Genomic DNA, 21,053 nt, shown 5'->3' on the forward strand with positions numbered 1-21,053 from the left:
ATCATGCACAATCAAACAGTCAGAGCCACTGTATTTAAAGCCAATGCCGCCGCTCCACAGACAAAGCAAATCTATGAAGATGACTTTTCTGAGCTGTACGGAGAGGACATTATCGCTCCGCCCTACAATATCACCGAGCTCAAAACCATTGCCGAATACTCGACCATTCTTCAGCAATGCATTGATGCATACAGAGTAAATATTACAGGTTTTGGATTCGATGTTGAGTACACATTTGATGTCAACGCGAGTGATGTCGATCAGGCAAAAAAGAAAAAAGCAGAAAAAGACTGGGCCAGACTTGAAGCCTTTTATAAATGCCTTCATTTTGATGAATCAGCCGAAACGATTTTAGGATATGCCATCGAAGACAGGGAAAAAACAGGAAACGGTTTTATGGAAGTGCTGCGCGATGGGATGGGAAAACCGGCTGGGATCGAATATTTAGATGTGAAGAATATGCGTGTATGCGGTGCCGGTGAACCTGTCGAGGTTTCATTTGTATATGAGGAAAATGGAAAAATGAAAAGAATCAAGCGGCAAAAACGCTTTCGAAAATATGTGCAGATGATCAACGGAAAGAAAGTATTTTTCAAAGAATACGGTGATCCCCGAAAAATGGACATGCGCACGGGTGAATATGTGAGCGCATTGGCAGAGAAGTATCAAGCGAATGAAGCCATTCACCTCAAAATCGGAAGCGGCGTATACGGCGTGCCCCGCTGGGTCGGCAATATTGTCAATTTATACGGAGCCCGAAAAGCGGAAGAGCTCAATTTTATGTATTTTAAACAGGGCCGTCACGTTCCCGCTGCCATCACAGTGGAAAACGGGATGCTGTCGGAAGCTTCTTACCGGGAGCTGCAGGAATACATGAACGATCTTGAAGGTGTGGAAAACGCCCATAAATTTCTCTTGATTGAAGCGGAAGGTATCGCAAAAGAGAAGGATCTTCACGGTGGCGAGGATATTACGCCGGTTTCCGTGGAAATCAAATCCTTGGCGGAAATTCTCCAAAACGACGCCCTGTTTCTTGAATACGATGAAAAAAGCAGAAATAAGCTGCGTTCGGCGTTCCGCCTCCCGCCGCTGTATACGGGCGAGGCTCAGGAATACAACCGTGCGACAGCTGATACGGCTAGAAAAATTACGGAGGAGCAGGTCTTTCAGCCGGAGCGAAAAACGCTCGTGAATAAACTGAACACGCTGCTATTGCCGGAGCTGAATATCCATGACGTCAGACTGACATTAAAAGGACCGGACTTTCGTGATCCGCTTGAGATTGCGAAAGTGCTCGGTCCTTTTATTACAGCCGGAGCCGTTTCGCCGAATGATTTACGCGACCTTGCCGGACGGGTGCTTGGCAAAACGCTGGAGGAGTGGCCTGAGGAAATCTACAAACGGCCTGCAGGACAGGATGCGGAAAAGACAAACCTGGCTGCGCTCATGCAGGAGCTGAAAGAAAGCATCGAAGCGATCAAAACGTCCTGAAGGGAGGTGAATCAAGCAGGTGGCGCGGGAATTAAGAAATGCCAAAATCAGCTTTGTCAGTTATGTAGACAAGGCAGCTAACCAGACAGAATTTTTCTTTACGAAGTCAGACGGACCTCCGTCATTTGAAAAAAAGGTTCGGCTGTTTACAAAAAGTGAACAGGATGAACAAAAGCTCGTGTACGGAATCGTGTATGAGCCTGATGTTCCTGATGCCCACGGTGATTTTATGACCGCCGAGGAAATTGAAAAAGCGGCCCACGGCTTTCTCGCAGAAGCACGGGAGATTGATATCAATCACAGCTTTGAGGGCGGAACCGGCGTCGTGGTCGAGTCATATGTGGCGCCCGATAATTTTACGATCGGGTCTAAGCGGATTACAAAGGGCTCGTGGGTGCTCGTGACAAGAGCGTCTGACGAGGTGTGGGAACAGATTAAGGCCGGAATTATCACCGGCTACAGCATGGCGGGCACTGCTGACGTGTATGAGGAAGAACCGGTTGAAAAATCGGGATTCTTCAGTGTTTTCAAGCAAATGCTGGCTGACAAAACAGGGAAGGAGACTGAAGAAATGAGAAAAGAAGACATGAGAGAATCATTCGAGCATGCGCTTTACCCTTTGCTCAAACGGCTTGAGCGGATTGAAAAGAATACAGACACGGAGGAAAAGCCGGAGCAGACGGGTGATGATGAGCGTCTGAAAAAGCTCGTCGAGGACATGCTCGCTCCGCTGATCGAACGAATCGAAGCTTTGGAAAAAGCGCGAGGCGCGTCTAAGCAGACAGCGGACGATGCGGGCGGCAATACAGAGCAAGTCAAAAAATCAATCTGGAGCGGACTGCTGTAAACCAGTCATAGAGGAGGAAATCAATTGAGAAATCAAGAGATCATTCGGAAAGCGGAAATGTCGCTTTCAGCTTTAAAAAGCGGCGGGCTTATGAATCCTGCACAAGCATCGGCTTTTATCCGCATGGTGCAAAATACGCCGACCATTTTCAGTGAATCCCGCGTGATTCAAATGGAAAATGACTCGCAAAAATTTGAAAAAATCGGCTTCGGTCAGCGTATTCTGCGGACTGCGCAAGAAGGAAAAGCACTGTCAAACGACGAGCTGACAGTTCCAACGACAAGCACGGTCCAATTGAACACGAAGGAAGTCATTGCGGAAATTAACATTACGTATGACACACTCGAAAACAATATTGAAAAAGACGGCCTGCAGCAGACGATCATGCAGATTTTAGCAGAGCGCGCAGCAGTTGATATTGAAGAGCTGATCGTTAACGGCGATACAGCATCAGCTGATCCGTATCTGGCACAGCTGGACGGCATCCGTAAACAGGCGGTTTCCCATATCGTTGACATGAACGGTGAAGAACTGTCCAGAGCAACATTCAAGAAAGGCTTAAAGGCAGTTCCGCCAAAATATTTGCGCATCCCTCAGGAATTCAGATTCTATACGTCTCACGGCTTAGAAGTTGAATGGAAGGACCGCGTGGCAGACCGCCAGACAAACCTTGGGGACCAGGCTGTTCAGGGCGGCTTGTCAACAGCATTCGGCGTACCGGTCAAAGGGGTATCCAATATTCAGCCGTACACAGTCGGTGAGGGAGACGCGCAATATGACGCTTCTGATATCATTCTCACACATCCGAAAAATATCATTCTCGGCTTCTCCCGCAATATCCGAATTGAAGTCGACAAAGACATCCGCTCCCGTAAATTCATTATTGTCTTAACGGCCAAGCTGGACAGCAAGTTCGAGGAAGAGGATGCCTGCGCGAAATTAATTAACGTAAAAGAATAATAGAAACGAGGTGGTCAGCTCATGCTCATTGAACCGACTGACGTAGCCTCCTATTCGGTCTATGATCGGGTGAAAAACAGGCCGGAAGAGTTGCTGGCGCAGGATATCATCGAGGCGGAAGCAGAAGCGGCTCTCATCACGGGCCACCGCTTTGAAGACAGCTTGTATGATCCGCTGCCCGGCAAGGTGAAGTTGGCTTTAGTAAAGCTTGCCCAGTATTTTGCGCTTGTCAACAGCGATGAATCTGCCTCATCAAGCTATCAGTCTGAGAAAATGGGGGATTATTCCTACACGGTTTCCGGAGAAGGCGGGATTCAGCGGCCTGAGGTGTATCATTTGCTCGAAGAGTTTATCACGCCGGGCTACGTCCCTGAATCCTCCAGACTGAAGGTGAGATCTTTATGAGCTACAAGCAGATGCTCATTCACCGTTGCGACATTTATCATGAAGCAGCGCAAGCGCCGTCTGCTGGCCGATTCGGGATTCCGGCAGATAAGCTGCAGCCGGTGATTTCATATCCGGATACACCCGATGAACAAGATGTCCCTTGCTATTTTACCGAAAAAACACAGCAGCTGGTCCAGGCGGAGCCCGATCAAACTGTATATCACAGCTTTCTCGTCCATTTTCCGTTGTCAGCGGACATCCGCGTAAACGATAAAATCATGTGGGAGAATCATAAATATATACTAAAGCTGCCGAAAAGGATCAGACAACATCATTGGGAAGTCATTGCGGTCAGAGATGAAAGCCTATGAAAATAGCGGGACTGAACCAGCTAAACACAACATTAAAAGAAGCAGCTTCAGGCGGCTTTTCCCGACAGGCGTCCCGGTGGCTTGAGGAGTGCGGGCAAGATTTTCTGGAAATCGTCCAATCTGAGCTCATCAGCACACAAACGATTGATACAGAGAAACTCCTCCGCTCGTTCGAAAAAGGGGCGGAGGATAATCTCTGGATTGTGCAAAGCGGCGGGCTTTCGCTTGAGGTCGGAACACAGCTTGATTACGCCTCATTTCTTAATGACGGCCATTGGACGTCAAAAGAAGACGTGAGATGGGTGCCGGGGCATTTTCAAGGCTCACGGTTTATTTATGATCCCGCGTCTTCAACGGGAATGGCGCTCAAGAGAAAATGGATTGCGGGCTCGGGCTACTGGGATCATGCGCTGCTTTTATATGAGCAGCTGTTTGAAACATCGCTGGAAAGCAAACTGCGCCAGTGGCTGAAGAAGCTGTAAAGGAGGAGCAGGATGAACAGCGAAACAGGGTCGATTATGGCATTTTTGTACAGCCGTTGGCCTGTACTCATTTATGAACGCGAGCTGCCTGATCACTTTCAGATACCGTCGTTATACGTCCCATCGCCTTCTGTGTTTGAGGAAACAGATACGGTCTCCACTTTTAAAAAAACCTACAGTCTCAATGTGAAGCTGTTTCATCTTGACTCCGTACAGGCACTGGATGAAGCGGACAGGCTCGCGGATGCCATCAGAGAAGCGAGAAATATGGTTCCGCTGCTCAGTGAATCTGGAGAGAAGACAGGGGATAAAATCCGCATCTCCCGAATCGAGACAAGGGTAGGAGACAGAGGCGAGGCGGTCATGGTGATCAGGTGGAGCAGCCGGTATTATTATCACAAAACAAAACAGCCTGTCTTACAGGATATCGACATGAACAGCGGGGTGAAATAAGCGGTGGCAAAGGACAAACAACATAAAAAGGCTGTACATACAGAGAGCAGGGAAGCTCTTTTTGATACAGCGGATTTGATTAAGCACGCAAAGGAGCTGTTCGGCGTTAAGCCGGATATTCTTCAGGGGGCTTTATTTGGCGTGGATCAAACACGTATGACGAAATCAGAAGCCAATCAATTGATTCAAACATTTCTAAACGAGGAGGTCATGTCATCATGAATGGCGGAACATTTACAACAGGCAAAGAAAAAGAACGTGCAGGCATTTATTTTAACTTTAAAACGACAGCACAGGAGCGGGTGTCACTCGGAGAACGGGGAACAGTCGCACTCCCGGTCGCATCAAGCTGGGGGGAAGCGAAAACGTTTGTCTCCATTTCCAGCGTTGAGGATTTAAATAAAAAGGTGGGCCTCAGCATTGATGATCCATCATTATTGCTTTTGCGTGAAGCAAAGAAAAATGCGAAAACGGTATTAATGTACCGTCTAACCGAAGGTGTCCGAGCGTCTGCTGATATTGCCGAAGGTGTCAAAGCGACTGCTGTATATGGCGGATCAAAAGGAAATGACATCATCATCCGCATTAACCCAAATGTGCTCGATGCTGCTTCTTTTGATGTCACAACGTATATGGATGAGTCAGAGGTCGATAAACAGACCGTCAAAAAAGCGGAAGAATTAACAGCTAACGGGTATGTCACCTTTAGCGGAACAGGCGATCTTTCTTCAACGATTCCGCTCACTGGATCAGAAGGAGAGACTGCAGCTGAATCTCTGAATGCCTCAGCAGGGATCCGTTTATCCGGCGGTACGGATAAAGCCCCTGTCAACTCCGACTATACGGATTTCTTAGCCGCGGCTGAGACGGAGAGCTTTGATGTGATTGCGCTTCCTGTTGCAGAAGGCGACCAGCTGAAGGCGACATTTGCTGCATTTATTAAGCGCCTGCGCGACGAACAAGGACAAAAAGTGCAGGGGGTTACAGCGAATTATGCCGGTGACTATGAAGGCATCATCAACGTAACAGAAGGTGTGCTGCTCGAAGATGGCACGGAAGTTACGCCGGACAAAGCAACAGCTTGGGTAGCTGGAGCGAGCGCAGGAGCAACCTTTAACCAATCGCTGACGTTCGTTGAGTACGAAGGCGCCGTTGATGTGTTACACCGCCTTGACCACGATACGATTGTTGAACGTCTGGGCAAAGGAGAATTTTTATTCACATTCGACGCTCGTGACAAGTCCGTCAGTGTAGAAAAGGACATTAACTCGCTTGTTACGTTCACAGCTGAGAAAAACAAGAAATTTGCGAAAAACAAAATCGTTCGTGTCCTGGATGCTGTAAATAACGATTTAACACGCGAGCTGAAAGCCCTAATCAAATCAAGAAAAGGCAGCGGAAGCGATATTCCGGCATCTGAAGACGGACTTCAGTATGTGAAAACGATGATCACCCAATACATGACAACGCTTCAGGATGCGGGCGGCATCACCGGCTTTGATTCTGATGAAGATATCACCATTTCAATGAATGAAGACCGTGACGGCTTCTTGATTGACCTGGCCGTACAGCCTGTCGACGCTGCAGAAAAATTCTACTTTAATGTGGAGGTAAACTAATATGGCATTAAAAGCACAAAACACAATCTCAGGAAAAGAAGGCCGTTTATTCCTCGATGGGGAGGAAATGGCGCACATCAAAACTTTTGAAGCAAACGTCGAGAAAAACAAGTCTGAAGTAAACATTATGGGCCGCCGCATGACAGGCCATAAAACAACAGGGGCAAATGGAACAGGGACCGCAACGTTCTACAAAGTCACATCAAAATTCGTGCTATTGATGATGGACTATGTCAAAAAAGGCAGCGACCCTTACTTCACGCTCCAAGCCGTGCTGGATGATCAATCCTCCGGCCGCGGCACAGAGCGAGTCACGCTGTACGACGTCAACTTTGACTCTGCCAAAATCGCAAGCCTTGATGTCGATTCAGAAGCGTTAGAAGAAGAAGTGCCATTTACATTCGAAGACTTCGACGTGCCTGAAAAGCTATCTGACACGTTTTAATCAAAGCTGAACAAGCCATTACGCAGGCCTTTCTCAGAAAGGTCTGTTTTTTACACGATGAAATCAATCAAAAGACAAGGGAGTTTTTTACATGAGCGAGAAGAACGAAAACGTATATGATCTTTCCTTTTTTATGCCGGGAAAAACAATTGAAGCTGAAGAAATCAAAGTGCCGATCTCAAAGCGTTTTGTTGATAAAAAAGGGAATGTCATTCCGTTTATTTTAAAACCAATTACTACTGAACGGATTGATGAATTAGAGAAAGAAAACACCACATTTAAAAATGTGAAAGGCCGCGGCCGCGTCAAAGATTTAGACTCCCAGCGCTTTTATGCGAGAATTGCCATCGAATCTACTATTTATCCTGATTTTCGTTCAAAAGATTTAAGGGAAGCATACAAAACTGCGGATCCGGTAGAAGTTGCCAAACGTGTATTATCTGTTGGGGGAGAGTATGCGAACTGGCTGAATAAAGCAATTGAAATCAATGGTTTTGAAGATGATCTTGAAGATCTAGAAGAAGAAGCAAAAAACTAGTAAAGGATGGCGATAAAGAAGCTGTGTATTTGTACTATGCAATGCATGAGCTTCATTACTCGCCATCCCAACTTCTTGAATTATATGAAGCACCAAAACATTTTAAAGCTCTTTTATTTGGGTTGATAGGTTATAAGCTAGATCTATTAGAAAAAGAATCAAGGAGAGGAGGGAACTAATATCGCAAAATTAACAGCCCGTTTTGATCTCGAAGACAAGGTATCTAAAAAACTAAAACGGATACATAAAGGATTCCAAGAGGTCGAAAAAAAAGTCAAAACCATTAATCGGCAAATCAAAATCAGTATCAGAGCGGAAGATCAGGCATTTTACCGGCTGAGAAAAATAAACGACTATATCATTTTGAAATTCGCGAAATCGCTTGAAATTAAAGTTGTACTTGATGACCAAGTCACTTCAAAGCTTGATGCAATTGAAAGAAAACTTAAACGGCTGCCAAAAGAAACGAAGCTGACTGTCTCTTTGGTAGACCGGACAGCAGCTGCGTATAAAAAAATAAAGAAGATGCTATCTAATCAAAAGCTATCATTCCTTTTGATTCCAGATGACAAGGTTACTTCTACAGTTAAAAGGATTATCGGTTATATTAAGAAAAATTTGAAAAACGGATACACAGTAAAACTAAAGGTCATCGATGAAATCACCAAAACAGTTAATCGATTAACAGCCCTTCTAAGGAAATTTGAAAAAACCTATTATGTAAAAGTGGTTGTTAAGACAAAAATATCAGACAAAATCAATAAAAAAGAAAGCCCGATTAACAAAGAAACTTCTAAGAAAGAATCAGACAAATCCTCAGATAAAGGCTCTGATAAAAGCTCAGATCAAAAACCTGGATGGGTCGGAAAAATAAAAGGCTGGCTGAAGGATTGGTGGACAAAATCAGCTTGGCCTTGGATTAAAGATTCACTCAATGAAATAGGCAAAGCTTTTTTGGATCGTTTCAAAGAGAGATTGATAGAAAAGCTGAAAAATGATGTGTTTGATAAGATCATTGATAAAATTCTAGGACCACAAAAAAAGGACGATTCTGGTGAAAATTCTGACACAGATAAAAAAGTCCTTAACCGTAATACAGGAGGAAATTGTTGCTGCGACTGCTGTGAAGGCGGCGGCCTCAATCCGAGCACTAAAAATAAAAAAACCTATAGAAAAAAGAAAAGTCCCACAAAGGCTCCAAACAGAACACTCAAGGTTCCTGGAGAGGTGATAAGAAGACGCCAAAGCGGCACACCTGCTGAAAGTGCACCTAGGACCTCGGGTTCCAAGTTAAAGAACTGGCTTGGAGGCTTAAAATCGCTAGGGAAGGATTCATCCAAACTAGGTAAAGCGTTCAGAGGAATGGGAAAGGCTGTTCCATACGTAGGATCTGCTTTAGCAGTGTTTGATTTAGCTGGAATCAATAAAGATAATGCTGGCGAAAAGGTTGGTTCAATCGGAGGACGCATTGCCGGAGCGGAAGCTGGTGCAACAGCCGGAGCGGAAGCTGGTGCAACGATTGGATCTTTCGTTGGTCCGGAAGGTACAGCAATCGGCGGGGCAATTGGTGGAATTGGCGGCGGATTAGTAGGCGGAATCGGCGGCGAAGAAGCAGGTAAGAACATTGGTAAGATGTTTGATACTTCTAAGTTAAAGGAGAGCATAAGCAATTCACTATTTAACAAAGAGTGGTGGAGTGGAAAATGGAACTCCATTTCTGATACTGCCAATGGGGCTATTACTTGGATTGAAGATACATGGAGTAAAGTTTCAACTTGGTTTGACCAGTATGTGTTTACACCTATTTATAATGTTGCTGTACCTGTGATTAATTTTATAGTAGGATTATTCGCCTATGCATGGGATGGCATATTGGCAGTATGGAACATTGTCTACCCGTGGTTTAAGGATAACGTGTGGGATCCAATAAGCGGAGCAGTTACTAATGTTGCTACAACGATATGGACTGGGTTGTGCAACGCCTGGACGGTTATTTCAGGCATATGGTCTACTGTTTCAACATGGTTTATGGACAATGTGTGGAATCCTGTAAGTGAAGCCGTAACCACTGCGGCAACATGGATTTGGAGTAAGATCAATGATGCATGGACAATGATTTCCAATATTTGGATAGGTGTATCAAATTGGTTTTATGATAATGTATGGAACCCGATCGTCACAAAAGTAGAAGATATTAAAACTTCAATAAAAGAAAAATTCGATGATGCAAGGAAATTTTTTGAGGATGCATGGGATGGAATTGAAACTTGGTTTAATGAACATGTGAAAGATCCATTGGTTAAAGTATCAGAGAAAATTGCTGAGAAATTTCAATGGCTATTCGATTTAAAAGATTCAGTTGGAGGTTTCGTTGCAAAAGTAATACACAGGGGGGAGGAGGTTACTCACCTCAAGAAAAAACCTAGCAAAAAGGATTCGAAAGAGAAAAAAACTAGTTCCAAAACAATTACTAATAACATTTTTGCTCAATCTCCATCAAATAATAATATGACTGTTTTTCAACAAGCACTGGATCAGAACGCCACAGGCGGCTACATCACCAAACCAACCATCTCTTGGATCGGTGAAGCCGGCAAGGAATTCGTTATCCCGGTTGATAACAACCGAGGCCGCGGTAAAATGCTCCTTTCACAAGCGGCGTCTAAGCTGGGGATGCAAGTCGTAGACGACATGGGAGCCGCTTCGTCTTCCGGTGGAAGTCCGGTATCTGTTTCAGGAGGAGCAGCTGTCAGTCCATTATCAGGCTCGGTCACCCCGGCAATGAACACTGCAAATCTGACTGGCCAAGCGTCCACACTCGGACAGCAATTTTCAGAAGGCTTTGGTAAAGGTATCAGCAACCAACCTGTCAAAATGGAGGACTGGAAAAAGAAAAACATCAATACGCCATTTACACAAATGATTTCTGCTTCACCAAATTACGGTAAACAAATGGTAAGCGGGTATGCCAAGGGCCAAAACGGCACTGCAACCGGAACGGACGGCTTTTTGCAATCAAAAGTTAAAACGCCGTACCAAGCCACTGTGAGCAAATCGTCTTCATGGGGCACAGGAACGGTCAAAGGCTTTGCGCAAGGACAAAACTCAACCCAAACAGGCACAGCACAATATGTCAGCACACATGTTGACAAACCGTTCCTGCGTTCAAAAGACACATCGAATAGCTGGGGTTCAGGCATGGTCGGAAACTTTGTGACAGGCATGAATTCTAAATCCAGTGAAGTAAAACAAGCGGCAAAGGATATGGCCAAGAGAGTGGAGCAGGCTTTCCGTGAGGAGCTAGATATCCATTCACCTTCCCGTGTCATGATGAGCTTGGGGCGTTTTGCTTCAATTGGTGTTGTCAAAGGCCTTGGCTCAGTAGATGTAAAGAAATATGCTGAAAAACAAGCCGGATCACTGGCGGCTGCCTATTCCGGAATGGGAGCCATGGGCGGGAACGTAAAACAATGGATTATGGCTGCTCTCATGGCCACAAAGACACCAATGAGCTGGCTTCCGGGACTTATGACGATTGCGCAGAATGAATCCGGAGGCAATCCGAATGCAATTAACTTGTGGGACAGCAACGCAAAAGCGGGGCATCCGTCACAAGGTTTGATGCAGACCATCCCAAGCACCTTTAATGATCACAAGGCGCCGGGCATGGGTAACATTAGAAATCCGATTCACAATGCAGCTGCTGCGATCGGCTACATTAAAAGCAGATATGGGTCAATCAATAATGTGCCGGGGATTAAAAGCTTGAATCATGGCGGTCCGTACGTCGGTTATGCCAACGGCGGACTGATTACGAAAGAACAAATTGCACGTGTCGGAGAAGGAAACAAGCGGGAATGGATCATTCCAGAGGAACGGGGCATACGAGGCCGCTATCTCCTTCAGAGAGCTGCGCAAGCTCTGGGAATGGAAGTGACAGATCCGTCTCAATCCGAGCAATCTGAGCTTTCTTCAGGTCGAGTTTCCGCTGTTACTTCAGCTAGCCGGCCAACCGCAACGGTTTCCGGATCAAAAGAGATTTATATTCAATTTAACGGAGACCAGCACTTCCATAATGGACAGGACGCTGAAACCCTTGCAGCGAGAATCAAGCAGGCGCTTATAGACGAACTGCAAAAGGATATCAATATTGGAACGAAGGGAGTCGTTGCATTTGACTAAATCCGTATATGAATTTTGGATTTCACAAGGGAAGGACAAGCTGCGGCTCCCCGTTCTTCCCGACCAGTTAAATATTTCAAATACGGTTCAGAATGAGACGGTTAAAGTAGCCAAGTTCGGTGACCTTACATTTATTGATGAACAGGGAGCGAAAGAAATTTCGTTCTCTTCGTTTTTTCCGAAGAAATACAGCCCAATAGCTGAATATCAAACCTTCCCGTCGCCGGAAAGTGCGATATCAAAAATTGAAAAATGGATGAAGGCCAAAAAACCGGTCCAGTTTTTGATTACGGGAACTAAAGTGAATCTGACTTGCAGCATTGAAGGTTTTTCCTATAGCGAAGGCCAGCAGGATATAGGTGATCGTTCCTTTGATATTCAATTAAAAGAATACAAAACCGCTTCCCCACGGAAAATCAAGCAGAAGAAAAAAACAAAGGCAAAACGTCCGTCGAAGGCTTCTCCGAAAACGTACATAGTGAAAAAGGGAGACACGCTATGGGACATTGCCGGCAGGTTTTACGGGAACAGCACCCAATGGCGCAAAATTTGGAACGCCAATAAAACAGCAATGATCAAACGAAGCAAACGAAACATCAGGCAGCCGGGCCACTGGATTTTTCCCGGCCAAAAATTAAAGATACCGCAATGAAACAGGTGATGTGAGATGATAGAGCTGTTCGTCATTAAAGACAAAGAATGGCTTGAACTGGTGGCAGAAAGCGTATCGCTGGAAGGCCATCGCTATCAGGCACCGCGCTCCATTGAAGCGACCATCGTCGTCAAACAGGGCGACCAGACGTATTACAGCGTCAATGAGGGAGATACCGTTTTGTTTAAGTGGAAGGGAAAAGAGCTTTTTCGGGGAATTGTTTTTGCAAGAACCCCTGACGAGTATACACTTGCCTTCAGCGCATACGATATGCTTCAGTACCTGGTCAAAAACCAGGATGTGTATGTGTTTTCCAATCAGCGGGCTGACCAGATGATCAGAAGGATTGCCAATGATTTTCAGATACCGACAACCTCGATTGCGAATACAGGCCATACGATCAAAAGCCTTGTCATTAAAAATGATACGACATTGTATGACATCATCTTAAAAGCGCTAAAACAGACGAAAAGCCAGACAGGACGGCATTATCAGCTGTATTCAGAAAAAGGAAAGCTCGGCCTGCGCGCTTGGCCAGATCCGTCAGAGGTATGGGTGCTGGAAACAGGTGTCAATATCACTGGCTACCAATACAGCACTTCCATAAACGACACGGCAACACGGGTGGTGCTTCGCCGGCAGAAGGATAATCGGACGTATAAAGCGTCTGCCAAGGACAGTTCAGGCTTAAATAAATACGGTGTGCTTCAATATACGGAAACGGTCACAGATGACATCAACCAGGCACAGCTTCAGCAGCGGGCAGATGTACGCCTTGCTGAAAAAAAGGGTGTGAAAAAAGAACTGAAAAATATTCAGGCAGTCGGCATTCCGGAAGTGCAGAGCGGTTTGCCTGTCTATATTTCGATTCCGGAGGCCGGCATCAAGAAAACCTACTGGGTAGATACGGACCGGCATGAATTTAAAGGAACGAAACATACGATGACCCTTGATGTTGTCGAAAAGAACACCTTGCCGGAAGGAGTTTCCTGATGAGATTGAGTGACGCTATTAAACATTTGGCCGTCGGCGCAGTTGACGCTGCGTCTCCGGTGGAGCTTGTCCCGGCTGAGGTGGTTTCGGTTTCTCCAGTTGAAATCAAATTAAAAGAAAACAGCAAACTGATCATACCGGCTGACGCCATCATCATCCCAAAACGGATGCAGTCCGGGGGAGACGATGCACTCGAGCCGGGAGATCGCGTCATGACCGCGGCTCTGACTGGCGGCCAATCGTTTTTTATTTTAGATAAAGTATAGACAAAACCGCTTCGAACGAAGGGGTTTTTATTTAGCATGTAAAAAGGAGTGGGCATCATGGCCCTGACACCAGAAGTGGAGTTTGAAGATATTAAAGATGACAGCGAAGTCATTGAAACCTCGCAAACGTACAAAATAGATTTTGAAAACGGGAGAATTACAAATGAGCTGATTACCGGGCTTGAAGCGATCAGGCAGTTCGTCTATATCGCCTTACAGACAGAACGCTATGCGTATTCCATTTACAGCCATAATGTCGGAAATGAGCTTCAAGACGTGCTGACGGATCATGAGACGACCGATGCCTATAAAAAAATGGAGATTCCGAGGCTGATAGAGGAGGCGCTGGTTTATGATGACCGGATATCGGCTGTAACAGATTTTGAGATTGAAAAACAAGGCGACGCGTTTCATGTGTCCTTTGTGGTGGAGACGGATGAAGGGACGCTTGAGATTGAGGAGGTGATTGGCGAAGATGTTTGAAGATCAGACGTTTGAAGCGATTATGGAGCGTATGCTGAACAGCATTTCCGCAGATATTGACACAAGAGAAGGCAGCGTCATTTATAATGCGTTAGCCCCGGCGGCGGCCGAGCTTGCGAAATCTTATATATGGCTGGATACTGTGCTTGAGCTAGTTTTCTCTGATACCGCCCAAGGCGAATTTTTAGACAGGCGTGCAGCGGAAGCGGGGATTGAACGGACAGCCGCGACGAAGGCGGTCAGAGCGGGAGAGTTTACGTCGGGAGTAACTATTCCTGTCGGCTCCCGCTTCTATGTGGATAATCTTTATTTTCAATATATGGCAGATGGGACGCTCATCTGTGAAACACCTGGTGAAGCAGGAAACGCCAATCTGACCGGACGCAATTTGCTGTCATTGGATACCATTCCCGGTTTAGAAAAGGCCATTGTCAAAGAAATCCTGATTCCGGGACGCGAGGAAGAAGGAGATGACAGCTTAAGAGAACGGTATTTTACGAGGGTTCGGCGTGAGGCTGTCAGTGCCAATAAAATGCATTATAAAGAGTGGGCTGAAGAAGTGGACGGTGTTGGAAAGGCAAAGATCTTCCCGCTTTGGAACGGTGACGGCACGGTCAAAATTGTCGTCACGAATGCGAATCTTGAGCCGGCTTCCGACATCTTAATACAAAAAGTAAAAAATTATATTGACCCTGAACCAGGACAAGGGGAGGGACAGGCGCCAATCGGGGCTGTAGTTACAGTGGAAAGCGCGGTCTGGAAGGAAGTTGAGATTTCTGCCGAAGTGCTGCCTGAGATCAATCACTCAATTGATGAAGTGAAGTCAGAAATTGAAGAAGGCATTTTAAATCTCTTTAAGAAAATGGCGTTCGAAGACAACGTCATCCGTCTTTCTCAAATTAACAATATCGTCTATCATTCACCGTCAGTCAGTGACTACTCCAATATTCAAATCAACGGCACCTCTGAAAATCTGGTGCTGAGCGATGTGGAAATTCCTAAGCTTGGGCAGGTGAAGATCATTGAGCAAACAAGATGATATGGCAGCTTATCTGCCGCCGTTTCTTACCAGCCTTAAAGAAATGGCCGAGCTGCTGAAAGCGGAAGCGCCTGAGTTTGATAAACAGAATAACAGCATATTTGATCTGACGGATCAGTTATTCGTGCCGACGGCGACATGGGGGCTCAGCCGCTGGGAAAAGATTTTAAACGTGCCGCGGGAATCAGGCGACACTGATGAGATCAGACGGTTGCGGCTCATTTCAAAAATGTCGAACATCCCGCCGATTACTTACAAGGCCATTGAGCAGGCGGTGAATCGTTTCTTAAAAAACCCGTCTGCACAGGTCCGCCTGCTTCCCGGCGAATACCGCTTTAACGTGGATATCAATGTTGATGACCTTCAGCACATGAATGAGCTGATTGAAGCCGTAGAAAACATGAAGCCCGCTCATTTGTCATATACGCTCAGAGGCGGATTAAATGAGACGCTTCAAATCAAAGATACAGTCATCCTGAATCACCGCAGATACCGAACAGCCAGTGAGCTCAAGGTCGGTTATTCTGTCACCCTTAACAACAATGAGGTGGTTTTAACTTGATTTCAACTATATACAGAGAACGCACAGCGGCTGATCTAAAAAGCAGAATCGATCATGTGCTCCTCAACGGCCAAAAAACAGAAATAGTAGAGCTCGCCATTGACGGTGCGACTGTCACCGTTCTGACAAGACGTGAAGAAGACATCAAGCATATCGAAACGGTACAAATTTTTGACGAGCTGGGCAACATCATTACAGAAAGAAAAACAGACCTGGACGTCAGCGAAAACAGAACACTCGATTTCAGATTTACCTTTGAGGTGGTGTAAACATGGCATATGAAGAAAAAACAGACTGGCTTCCGGACGATCCGATCAACGAAGATGACGTCAACCGCTGGGAAAAAGGAATAAAAGACGCCCACACAGACCTGGCCGCCCACAAAAACGACATGAACAACCCCCACAACACAACAAAGGCGCAAATTGGGCTGGGGAACGTAGATAATGTGCAGCAGGCGGCGAAGAAGGATTTTGACAAGCATATTTCAGATGAAACCATACACATTTCATCTAGTGAGAGGACTAAGTGGAACAACGCACAATTAACTAAGCTAACTGATGAAAAAGGAAAATATCTAGCAAGCATCCAAAACGGTCTGGATTTTCACAAGATTGTGGAAGAATTGGATCAAACCTTTTTCTTTTATACTGATAAGACGGGAATCAATACCCCACCGTTTGCCACTAGAGGATTGTATATTGGCTACAAATCTTATGGAGAAGCTTTGGCAATGGATTATGAAGGAGGTACATGGCGAAAAAGCCTGAATGATTCCGGCTGGACTGATTGGGTTCAATTAGAAACTTCAGAAGGCGCTCAATTTAAGGTGAGGAGCCATGAAGAAAAAACTGAAATACATGTAAATAAAAGCGATAAAGACAAATGGAATTTGGGACAGTTATTTAAAGTAACTGCCGATAATGGGACACAAAAGATTAACCTGTCATCTGGATCTTTTTATGATTCGCTCAAAGATGTTGGGACTGTTACTTTCTATGGAACAAATGCGGTCACAGATAACCCGTCAAACACAAGTCTTCGAGGTATGCAATTGGTCGGTCAGCTAGGAATAGGCATGGGGTATGCTGTGGATGTGGGAGGTAATGCTTGGTGGTTTTTCTATAACGCTAACGATAGTGCGATCAATTGGTATCAAATTGAGTCTATAACGGGAGCGCAGTCAAAGATAGATGCACATGCCAATAAAACAGATATCCATGTAACAAAATCCGATAAAGACAAATGGAATAATGCACAACTATATAAATTAACTGATACTCAGGGCTGCCGGACTAAAATCCCAGATGGAACTGACTTATTAACGATGCCCTCTGGCTTTTATTATGCAGTAGGGAATGTCATAATAAACAATCCTGTTTTGGGAGATGGATCATGGTATAACTATGATGTTATTGAAACAGGAGGTGGCGGCCGAAAAACAATTTTTGCATCTAGAAGTTTCGACGGAACCTTTTGGATGGCAACGATTCATACAGATGGCGTGTTTAAAGGATGGAATAAGATCGAGACCGAGGCAAGTGCTCAAACTAAAGCAGATAAAGCCTTAGATGATGCTAAAAACTATGTTGATGCAAATTATTCTAATCAAAAATTAACTGTTTTAACAGGAACAAATGTAATCCAAGATGCGAGAATAAGCGGAAATGATTACCCAGCTGGTATCACATTCATGGATATAGGAGCTAATAACGCTACCGGTTACCCACTTACCTATGGCATTGTAAAAAATGAAAAGCATAGTAATTATCGCTTTACTCAGTATTTTTATGGAAATGCAGACACAACTAGTGGAAGCTATGATCATGTTGGGACTTGGATCCGCCATTGGTGGGCTGGTACAGGCTGGACAGCTTGGCAGAAAATTTCAGGATTTGCTCACGCAAATATAGGAACTACAGGCATACAGTATTTGGATAAAGCAGCCCATACAAAAATTCAGTTCAATCGTAAAATAAAAGATAGTCACAATGCTTTTGATACTAAAAATAATAGATTCGTTGCTCCTAATGATGGAATGTTTTTAGTAGGAGTTGGGCTGTATATGTTGAATACACCGGCATACATCAATTTTCATTTGAAACTCTATCTAAATGGATCAGTGTATAAAACAGTTGACCATAAGAGAGGGTACTTTGAGAATAAGGAAAATGAAATGAATCTCGGTTTAAATGGTAATGTAACCGTTCCAATGAACAAAGGTGACTATATAGAAATCTATTGTTATTGTAATTATCAAGGTGATGATAGAAGAGGTGTATCCGATTATAACGGGGTATACAATTATTTAGACATTCAAGAACTTGGAGGACTGAACTATCCTACAGTATAAGTATAGGAGGAAAAACGATGATCGCAGAAGCAATCATGTATAAATACCCCAATACAGATCCAACAAAAGATTTTATCGTTCAAAATGACGGGGAAGGGTCTTATATAGCTGAATGGAACCTGCGCGCCCCCATCCCAACCCAAAAAGAGATCGAATCCTGGTGGGAGGAGCTGCAAAAAAACCCGCCGTACGAACCGCCTGGTCAGGTGGAGCTACTTGCTCAGGAATTGTCGCAGGAAAAGCTGGCACGCAAGCAGCTTGAAGAACTGAACAAAACATTGGGGAGCGAGCTGGCAGAAATAATGCTTTCATTACTTTCTTTGAAAGGAGATCATGCTGAATGAATTATTGGGTGCTTGCCCTCTATTATGAGTGGGCGACAACGGATATGGTGAAACAGGCCGTAGCATATAAGGACTGTTCAATTGAGGATCTGGCAGAAGGTGTGAACAAAAAGCTGATTACATCTGATCAGTATAAAGAAATTACCGGTAAAGCCATGTAAGGCTTTTTTATTTTGCCTGTTTTTAGATCAAAAGGAGGATGAAGATGGTGAAGTATCAATATGAATTTCCTCTCGATAAGACTGGAAAAGCCGGAGCAGTAAAGCCCTATAGAGGAGAAAAAAATGATTTTGTGACACCTGTTTCGAACTTGTCCGGTGTCGCAGAGATTTTAACAAACGCTGCCTTAAAGGCAACTGAAGCATATAGTCAGCTCGGGCAAGACAGACTGGGCGCAGTTCTGGTTTCGAAAGTAAAGGGCTGGGCGTATGCAGATCGCGAAGGCACACTCTTTATAGAAGAAAGCGAAAATAACAACGTGTGGACAACGACAGCAGCAATGAATGTCGCAGCGGGTGTCCTGACGGCGACGGACTGGGTGTACCTTTCTAAACGGTATTACCGCTTCCGTTATGTGAATGGAAATCTTCAGCAATCAGAGTTTGTATTATACCAATCAGTCGGCGCGGGAGAAATGGATGTTCGTGTAAATGAAAAAGCCCCTTTGCAGATTGACCTTTCGGAAATTCAAACAGGGGATGGGCGGCTGAAAGTAAAAGCCAGCCAAACGTTTGACTTTGTCTTTCATGAAAATGCCGAGTCCGCAGGCGAGGGAGCTGCTTTACCTGTGAACGGCGCCGAACATTTACTCGTTGAAGTATACGGCACAGCGGAAATGAGTGAAGTCAAATTTTGGGGCAAATCGGTGTCAGGACAGAAAATTCCGATCAGCGGCGTGAAATCTGATGATGCAACCTCTGGCTCGAGTACATTAGGAAAAGCTGAGGCGTGGGCCTTTAATATTAAAGGATTTAAGGAAATTATTATGGAGATTGCCAGTATTAGCGGCGGGACTCTTTCGGTAAAAGGAACCGCGGTTTTATAACAAGTTCGGCCCTCGGAAGGGAGGTGATCCGCATGTAAAGGAGGAGTGAATGATGCAAGAAGAGACAGATGTGAATGTATTCCAGCAGGATTTAGCAGACATGAAAGGCGAGCATAAAGCGCTTGAACAGCGGGTTTCCGCATTAGAACGAGTGTCTGACCGGCAAGACCAGCAAATCATGACGCTGAACGAAAAATTAAACAAAATTGAAGAGAACACAACATGGATTAAGCGCACCATCACAGGTGCCATCATTACAGCAGTGTGCACAGGAATCATTGGCGGAGCCATCGCGATTATGTACAACCTGCTGCAGTATTAAGGGGGATTTTCATGAAAACGTATGACAAAGGCACGGTCATCAGGACGGTGCTTCTTTTGGTTGCATTAATTAACCAGACCATGCTGATGTTTGGCAAATCACCATTGGACATTCAGGAGGAGCAGATCAATCAGCTTGCTGACGCTCTTTATTCAGCCGGTTCCATCGTCTTTACAATTGGAACAACACTTGCCGCTTGGTTTAAAAACAACTATGTAACAGAAAAAGGGAAAAAACAGCGCGACTTGTTAAAGGAAAATAATCTGACAAAATAAGGAGAGATGAAAATGGTTAACATTATACAAGACTTTATCCCAGTCGGTGCAAATAACCGTCCAGGCTACGCAATGACACCTCTTTACATTACAGTGCACAATACAGCGAACACTGCAGCCGGGGCCGATGCTGCGGCGCACGCCCGCTATTTGAAAAATCCTGATACCACTACAAGCTGGCATTTTACAGTTGACGATACAGAAATTTATCAGCATTTGCCTTTAAATGAAAACGGCTGGCATGCGGGAGACGGAAACGGCAGCGGTAACAGGGCTTCGATCGGGATTGAAATCTGTGAGAATGCCGATGGGGATTTTGCACAAGCAACAGCAAATGCCCAGTGGCTCATCAAAACATTAATGGCTGAACACCATATCAGTCTCGCCAATGTCGTCCCTCATAAGTATTGGTCTGGGAAGGAATGTCCGCGAAAATTGTTGGATACGTGGGATTTGTTCAAAGCGGGGATTGGGGGAGGCGGCAGCCAAACCTACGTTGTGAAACAAGGTGATACACTTACATCCATAGCGAGAGCGTTCGGTGTCACTGTTGCTCAGCTGCAAGAGTGGAACAACATCGAAGATCCGAATTTTATTCAGATCGGTCAAGTGCTAATTGTAAGTGCCCCGTCAAATGTTCAAAAACCAGAACTTTATCCGCTCCCTGATGGTATCATTCAATTGACAACACCTTATACCTCAGGAGAACACGTCTTTCAGGTGCAGCGAGCACTGGCTGCTCTGTATTTTTATCCTGATAAAGGCGCTGTCAACAACGGAATTGACGGCATTTACGGACCGAAAACAGCGGACGCCGTTGCGCGTTTTCAGTCAGTTAATGGTCTAACTGCCGATGGTATCTACGGGCCTGCGACGAAAGAAAAGATCAGTGCTTTATTAGTTTTGTAGAAAAAGAAAACATTGACAATGCATGTTAGTAAAAC

At 45.0% G+C, this 21,053-nt stretch carries 27 protein-coding genes; all 27 read left to right on the forward strand.

The annotated features are described in order from the left end of the window. Positions 1-3 precede the first annotated feature (3 nt). The 27 genes from MOB98_RS07345 to MOB98_RS07475 all read left to right on the forward strand — a co-directional run bounded on the left by MOB98_RS07345 (position 4) and on the right by MOB98_RS07475 (position 21,018). Positions 4-1,491, forward strand: a complete 1,488-nt coding sequence (locus MOB98_RS07345; protein WP_268362711.1) for a phage portal protein — start codon at positions 4-6, stop codon at positions 1,489-1,491. A 19-nt stretch (positions 1,492-1,510) separates the two neighbouring features. Beyond that, positions 1,511-2,338: an XkdF-like putative serine protease domain-containing protein gene (locus MOB98_RS07350; protein WP_268362708.1), complete on the forward strand. Its 828-nt coding sequence runs from the start codon at positions 1,511-1,513 to the stop codon at positions 2,336-2,338. A 24-nt stretch (positions 2,339-2,362) separates the two neighbouring features. Beyond that, positions 2,363-3,298: a phage major capsid protein gene (locus MOB98_RS07355; RefSeq protein WP_268362705.1), complete on the forward strand. Its 936-nt coding sequence runs from the start codon at positions 2,363-2,365 to the stop codon at positions 3,296-3,298. A gap of 21 nt (positions 3,299-3,319) precedes the next feature. Further along, positions 3,320-3,703, forward strand: a complete 384-nt coding sequence (locus MOB98_RS07360; protein ID WP_040083372.1) for a DUF3199 family protein — start codon at positions 3,320-3,322, stop codon at positions 3,701-3,703. Further along, positions 3,700-4,056 (forward strand): YqbH/XkdH family protein, encoded by a 357-nt coding sequence (locus MOB98_RS07365; protein ID WP_268362702.1) that lies wholly within the window; start codon positions 3,700-3,702, stop codon positions 4,054-4,056. Before MOB98_RS07360 ends, MOB98_RS07365 begins: the two co-directional genes overlap by 4 nt. Beyond that, on the forward strand, positions 4,053-4,538 hold the full coding sequence (locus MOB98_RS07370) for an HK97 gp10 family phage protein (protein ID WP_268362699.1): 486 nt from the start codon (positions 4,053-4,055) through the stop codon (positions 4,536-4,538). Before MOB98_RS07365 ends, MOB98_RS07370 begins: the two co-directional genes overlap by 4 nt. A gap of 12 nt (positions 4,539-4,550) precedes the next feature. Then, positions 4,551-4,991 (forward strand): phage portal protein, encoded by a 441-nt coding sequence (locus MOB98_RS07375; protein WP_268362697.1) that lies wholly within the window; start codon positions 4,551-4,553, stop codon positions 4,989-4,991. Positions 4,992-4,994: 3 nt separating this feature from the next. Beyond that, a complete protein-coding gene (locus MOB98_RS07380; protein WP_268362695.1) occupies positions 4,995-5,213 on the forward strand; it encodes a hypothetical protein in 219 nt (72 codons plus the stop codon). Further along, positions 5,210-6,610 carry a phage tail sheath family protein gene (locus MOB98_RS07385; protein ID WP_268362693.1) on the forward strand — a complete coding sequence of 467 codons (1,401 nt, stop codon included), beginning with the start codon at positions 5,210-5,212 and terminating at the stop codon, positions 6,608-6,610. Before MOB98_RS07380 ends, MOB98_RS07385 begins: the two co-directional genes overlap by 4 nt. Before the next feature lies 1 nt (position 6,611). Next, positions 6,612-7,055, forward strand: coding sequence for a phage tail tube protein (locus tag MOB98_RS07390; protein ID WP_003232677.1), 444 nt, complete (start codon positions 6,612-6,614; stop codon positions 7,053-7,055). A gap of 91 nt (positions 7,056-7,146) precedes the next feature. Then, positions 7,147-7,593 carry a phage-like element PBSX protein XkdN gene (locus MOB98_RS07395; RefSeq protein WP_003232676.1) on the forward strand — a complete coding sequence of 149 codons (447 nt, stop codon included), beginning with the start codon at positions 7,147-7,149 and terminating at the stop codon, positions 7,591-7,593. A 29-nt stretch (positions 7,594-7,622) separates the two neighbouring features. Next, complete coding sequence (locus MOB98_RS07400; RefSeq protein ID WP_003239113.1) at positions 7,623-7,772, forward strand: hypothetical protein; 150 nt, start codon at positions 7,623-7,625, stop codon at positions 7,770-7,772. 1 nt (position 7,773) lies between these two features. Then, positions 7,774-11,775 carry a transglycosylase SLT domain-containing protein gene (locus tag MOB98_RS07405; protein ID WP_268362753.1) on the forward strand — a complete coding sequence of 1,334 codons (4,002 nt, stop codon included), beginning with the start codon at positions 7,774-7,776 and terminating at the stop codon, positions 11,773-11,775. Then, positions 11,768-12,427 (forward strand): LysM peptidoglycan-binding domain-containing protein, encoded by a 660-nt coding sequence (locus MOB98_RS07410; RefSeq protein ID WP_268362691.1) that lies wholly within the window; start codon positions 11,768-11,770, stop codon positions 12,425-12,427. Before MOB98_RS07405 ends, MOB98_RS07410 begins: the two co-directional genes overlap by 8 nt. 15 nt (positions 12,428-12,442) lie before the next feature. Then, positions 12,443-13,420 carry an XkdQ/YqbQ family protein gene (locus MOB98_RS07415; protein ID WP_268367035.1) on the forward strand — a complete coding sequence of 326 codons (978 nt, stop codon included), beginning with the start codon at positions 12,443-12,445 and terminating at the stop codon, positions 13,418-13,420. Next, positions 13,420-13,686, forward strand: coding sequence for a DUF2577 family protein (locus MOB98_RS07420; protein WP_268363015.1), 267 nt, complete (start codon positions 13,420-13,422; stop codon positions 13,684-13,686). The genes MOB98_RS07415 and MOB98_RS07420 overlap by 1 nt, the downstream gene beginning before the upstream one ends. A gap of 57 nt (positions 13,687-13,743) precedes the next feature. Further along, positions 13,744-14,169 carry a DUF2634 domain-containing protein gene (locus tag MOB98_RS07425; protein WP_268367036.1) on the forward strand — a complete coding sequence of 142 codons (426 nt, stop codon included), beginning with the start codon at positions 13,744-13,746 and terminating at the stop codon, positions 14,167-14,169. After that, a complete protein-coding gene (locus tag MOB98_RS07430; RefSeq protein ID WP_268367037.1) occupies positions 14,162-15,208 on the forward strand; it encodes a baseplate J/gp47 family protein in 1,047 nt (348 codons plus the stop codon). Before MOB98_RS07425 ends, MOB98_RS07430 begins: the two co-directional genes overlap by 8 nt. Further along, a complete protein-coding gene (locus MOB98_RS07435) occupies positions 15,192-15,770 on the forward strand; it encodes a YmfQ family protein (RefSeq protein ID WP_268367038.1) in 579 nt (192 codons plus the stop codon). Before MOB98_RS07430 ends, MOB98_RS07435 begins: the two co-directional genes overlap by 17 nt. Beyond that, the gene (locus MOB98_RS07440; RefSeq protein WP_268360125.1) at positions 15,767-16,039 is read left to right on the forward strand and encodes a hypothetical protein; all 273 of its coding nucleotides are present in this window, start codon (positions 15,767-15,769) and stop codon (positions 16,037-16,039) included. Before MOB98_RS07435 ends, MOB98_RS07440 begins: the two co-directional genes overlap by 4 nt. Before the next feature lie 2 nt (positions 16,040-16,041). Beyond that, on the forward strand, positions 16,042-18,123 hold the full coding sequence (locus MOB98_RS07445) for a terminase (protein ID WP_268360126.1): 2,082 nt from the start codon (positions 16,042-16,044) through the stop codon (positions 18,121-18,123). A 17-nt stretch (positions 18,124-18,140) separates the two neighbouring features. After that, entirely contained in the window at positions 18,141-18,467 is a 327-nt protein-coding gene (locus MOB98_RS07450; RefSeq protein ID WP_268360127.1) for an XkdW family protein, read from the forward strand. Next, complete coding sequence (locus MOB98_RS07455; protein WP_019258164.1) at positions 18,464-18,628, forward strand: XkdX family protein; 165 nt, start codon at positions 18,464-18,466, stop codon at positions 18,626-18,628. The genes MOB98_RS07450 and MOB98_RS07455 overlap by 4 nt, the downstream gene beginning before the upstream one ends. Positions 18,629-18,672: 44 nt before the next feature. Continuing rightward, positions 18,673-19,512 (forward strand): phage-like element PBSX protein XepA, encoded by an 840-nt coding sequence (gene xepA, locus MOB98_RS07460; RefSeq protein ID WP_268360128.1) that lies wholly within the window; start codon positions 18,673-18,675, stop codon positions 19,510-19,512. Positions 19,513-19,564: 52 nt separating this feature from the next. Then, positions 19,565-19,834 (forward strand): hemolysin XhlA family protein, encoded by a 270-nt coding sequence (locus MOB98_RS07465; protein WP_268360136.1) that lies wholly within the window; start codon positions 19,565-19,567, stop codon positions 19,832-19,834. An 11-nt stretch (positions 19,835-19,845) separates the two neighbouring features. Further along, positions 19,846-20,109 carry a phage holin gene (locus MOB98_RS07470; RefSeq protein ID WP_268360129.1) on the forward strand — a complete coding sequence of 88 codons (264 nt, stop codon included), beginning with the start codon at positions 19,846-19,848 and terminating at the stop codon, positions 20,107-20,109. Positions 20,110-20,121: 12 nt separating this feature from the next. Then, positions 20,122-21,018, forward strand: a complete 897-nt coding sequence (locus MOB98_RS07475; RefSeq protein WP_268360130.1) for an N-acetylmuramoyl-L-alanine amidase — start codon at positions 20,122-20,124, stop codon at positions 21,016-21,018. The last annotated feature ends 35 nt before the right edge of the window (positions 21,019-21,053 follow it).

The organism is Bacillus sp. N13C7, assembly GCF_026790065.1.
In the GTDB taxonomy this organism is placed as follows: domain Bacteria; phylum Bacillota; class Bacilli; order Bacillales; family Bacillaceae; genus Bacillus.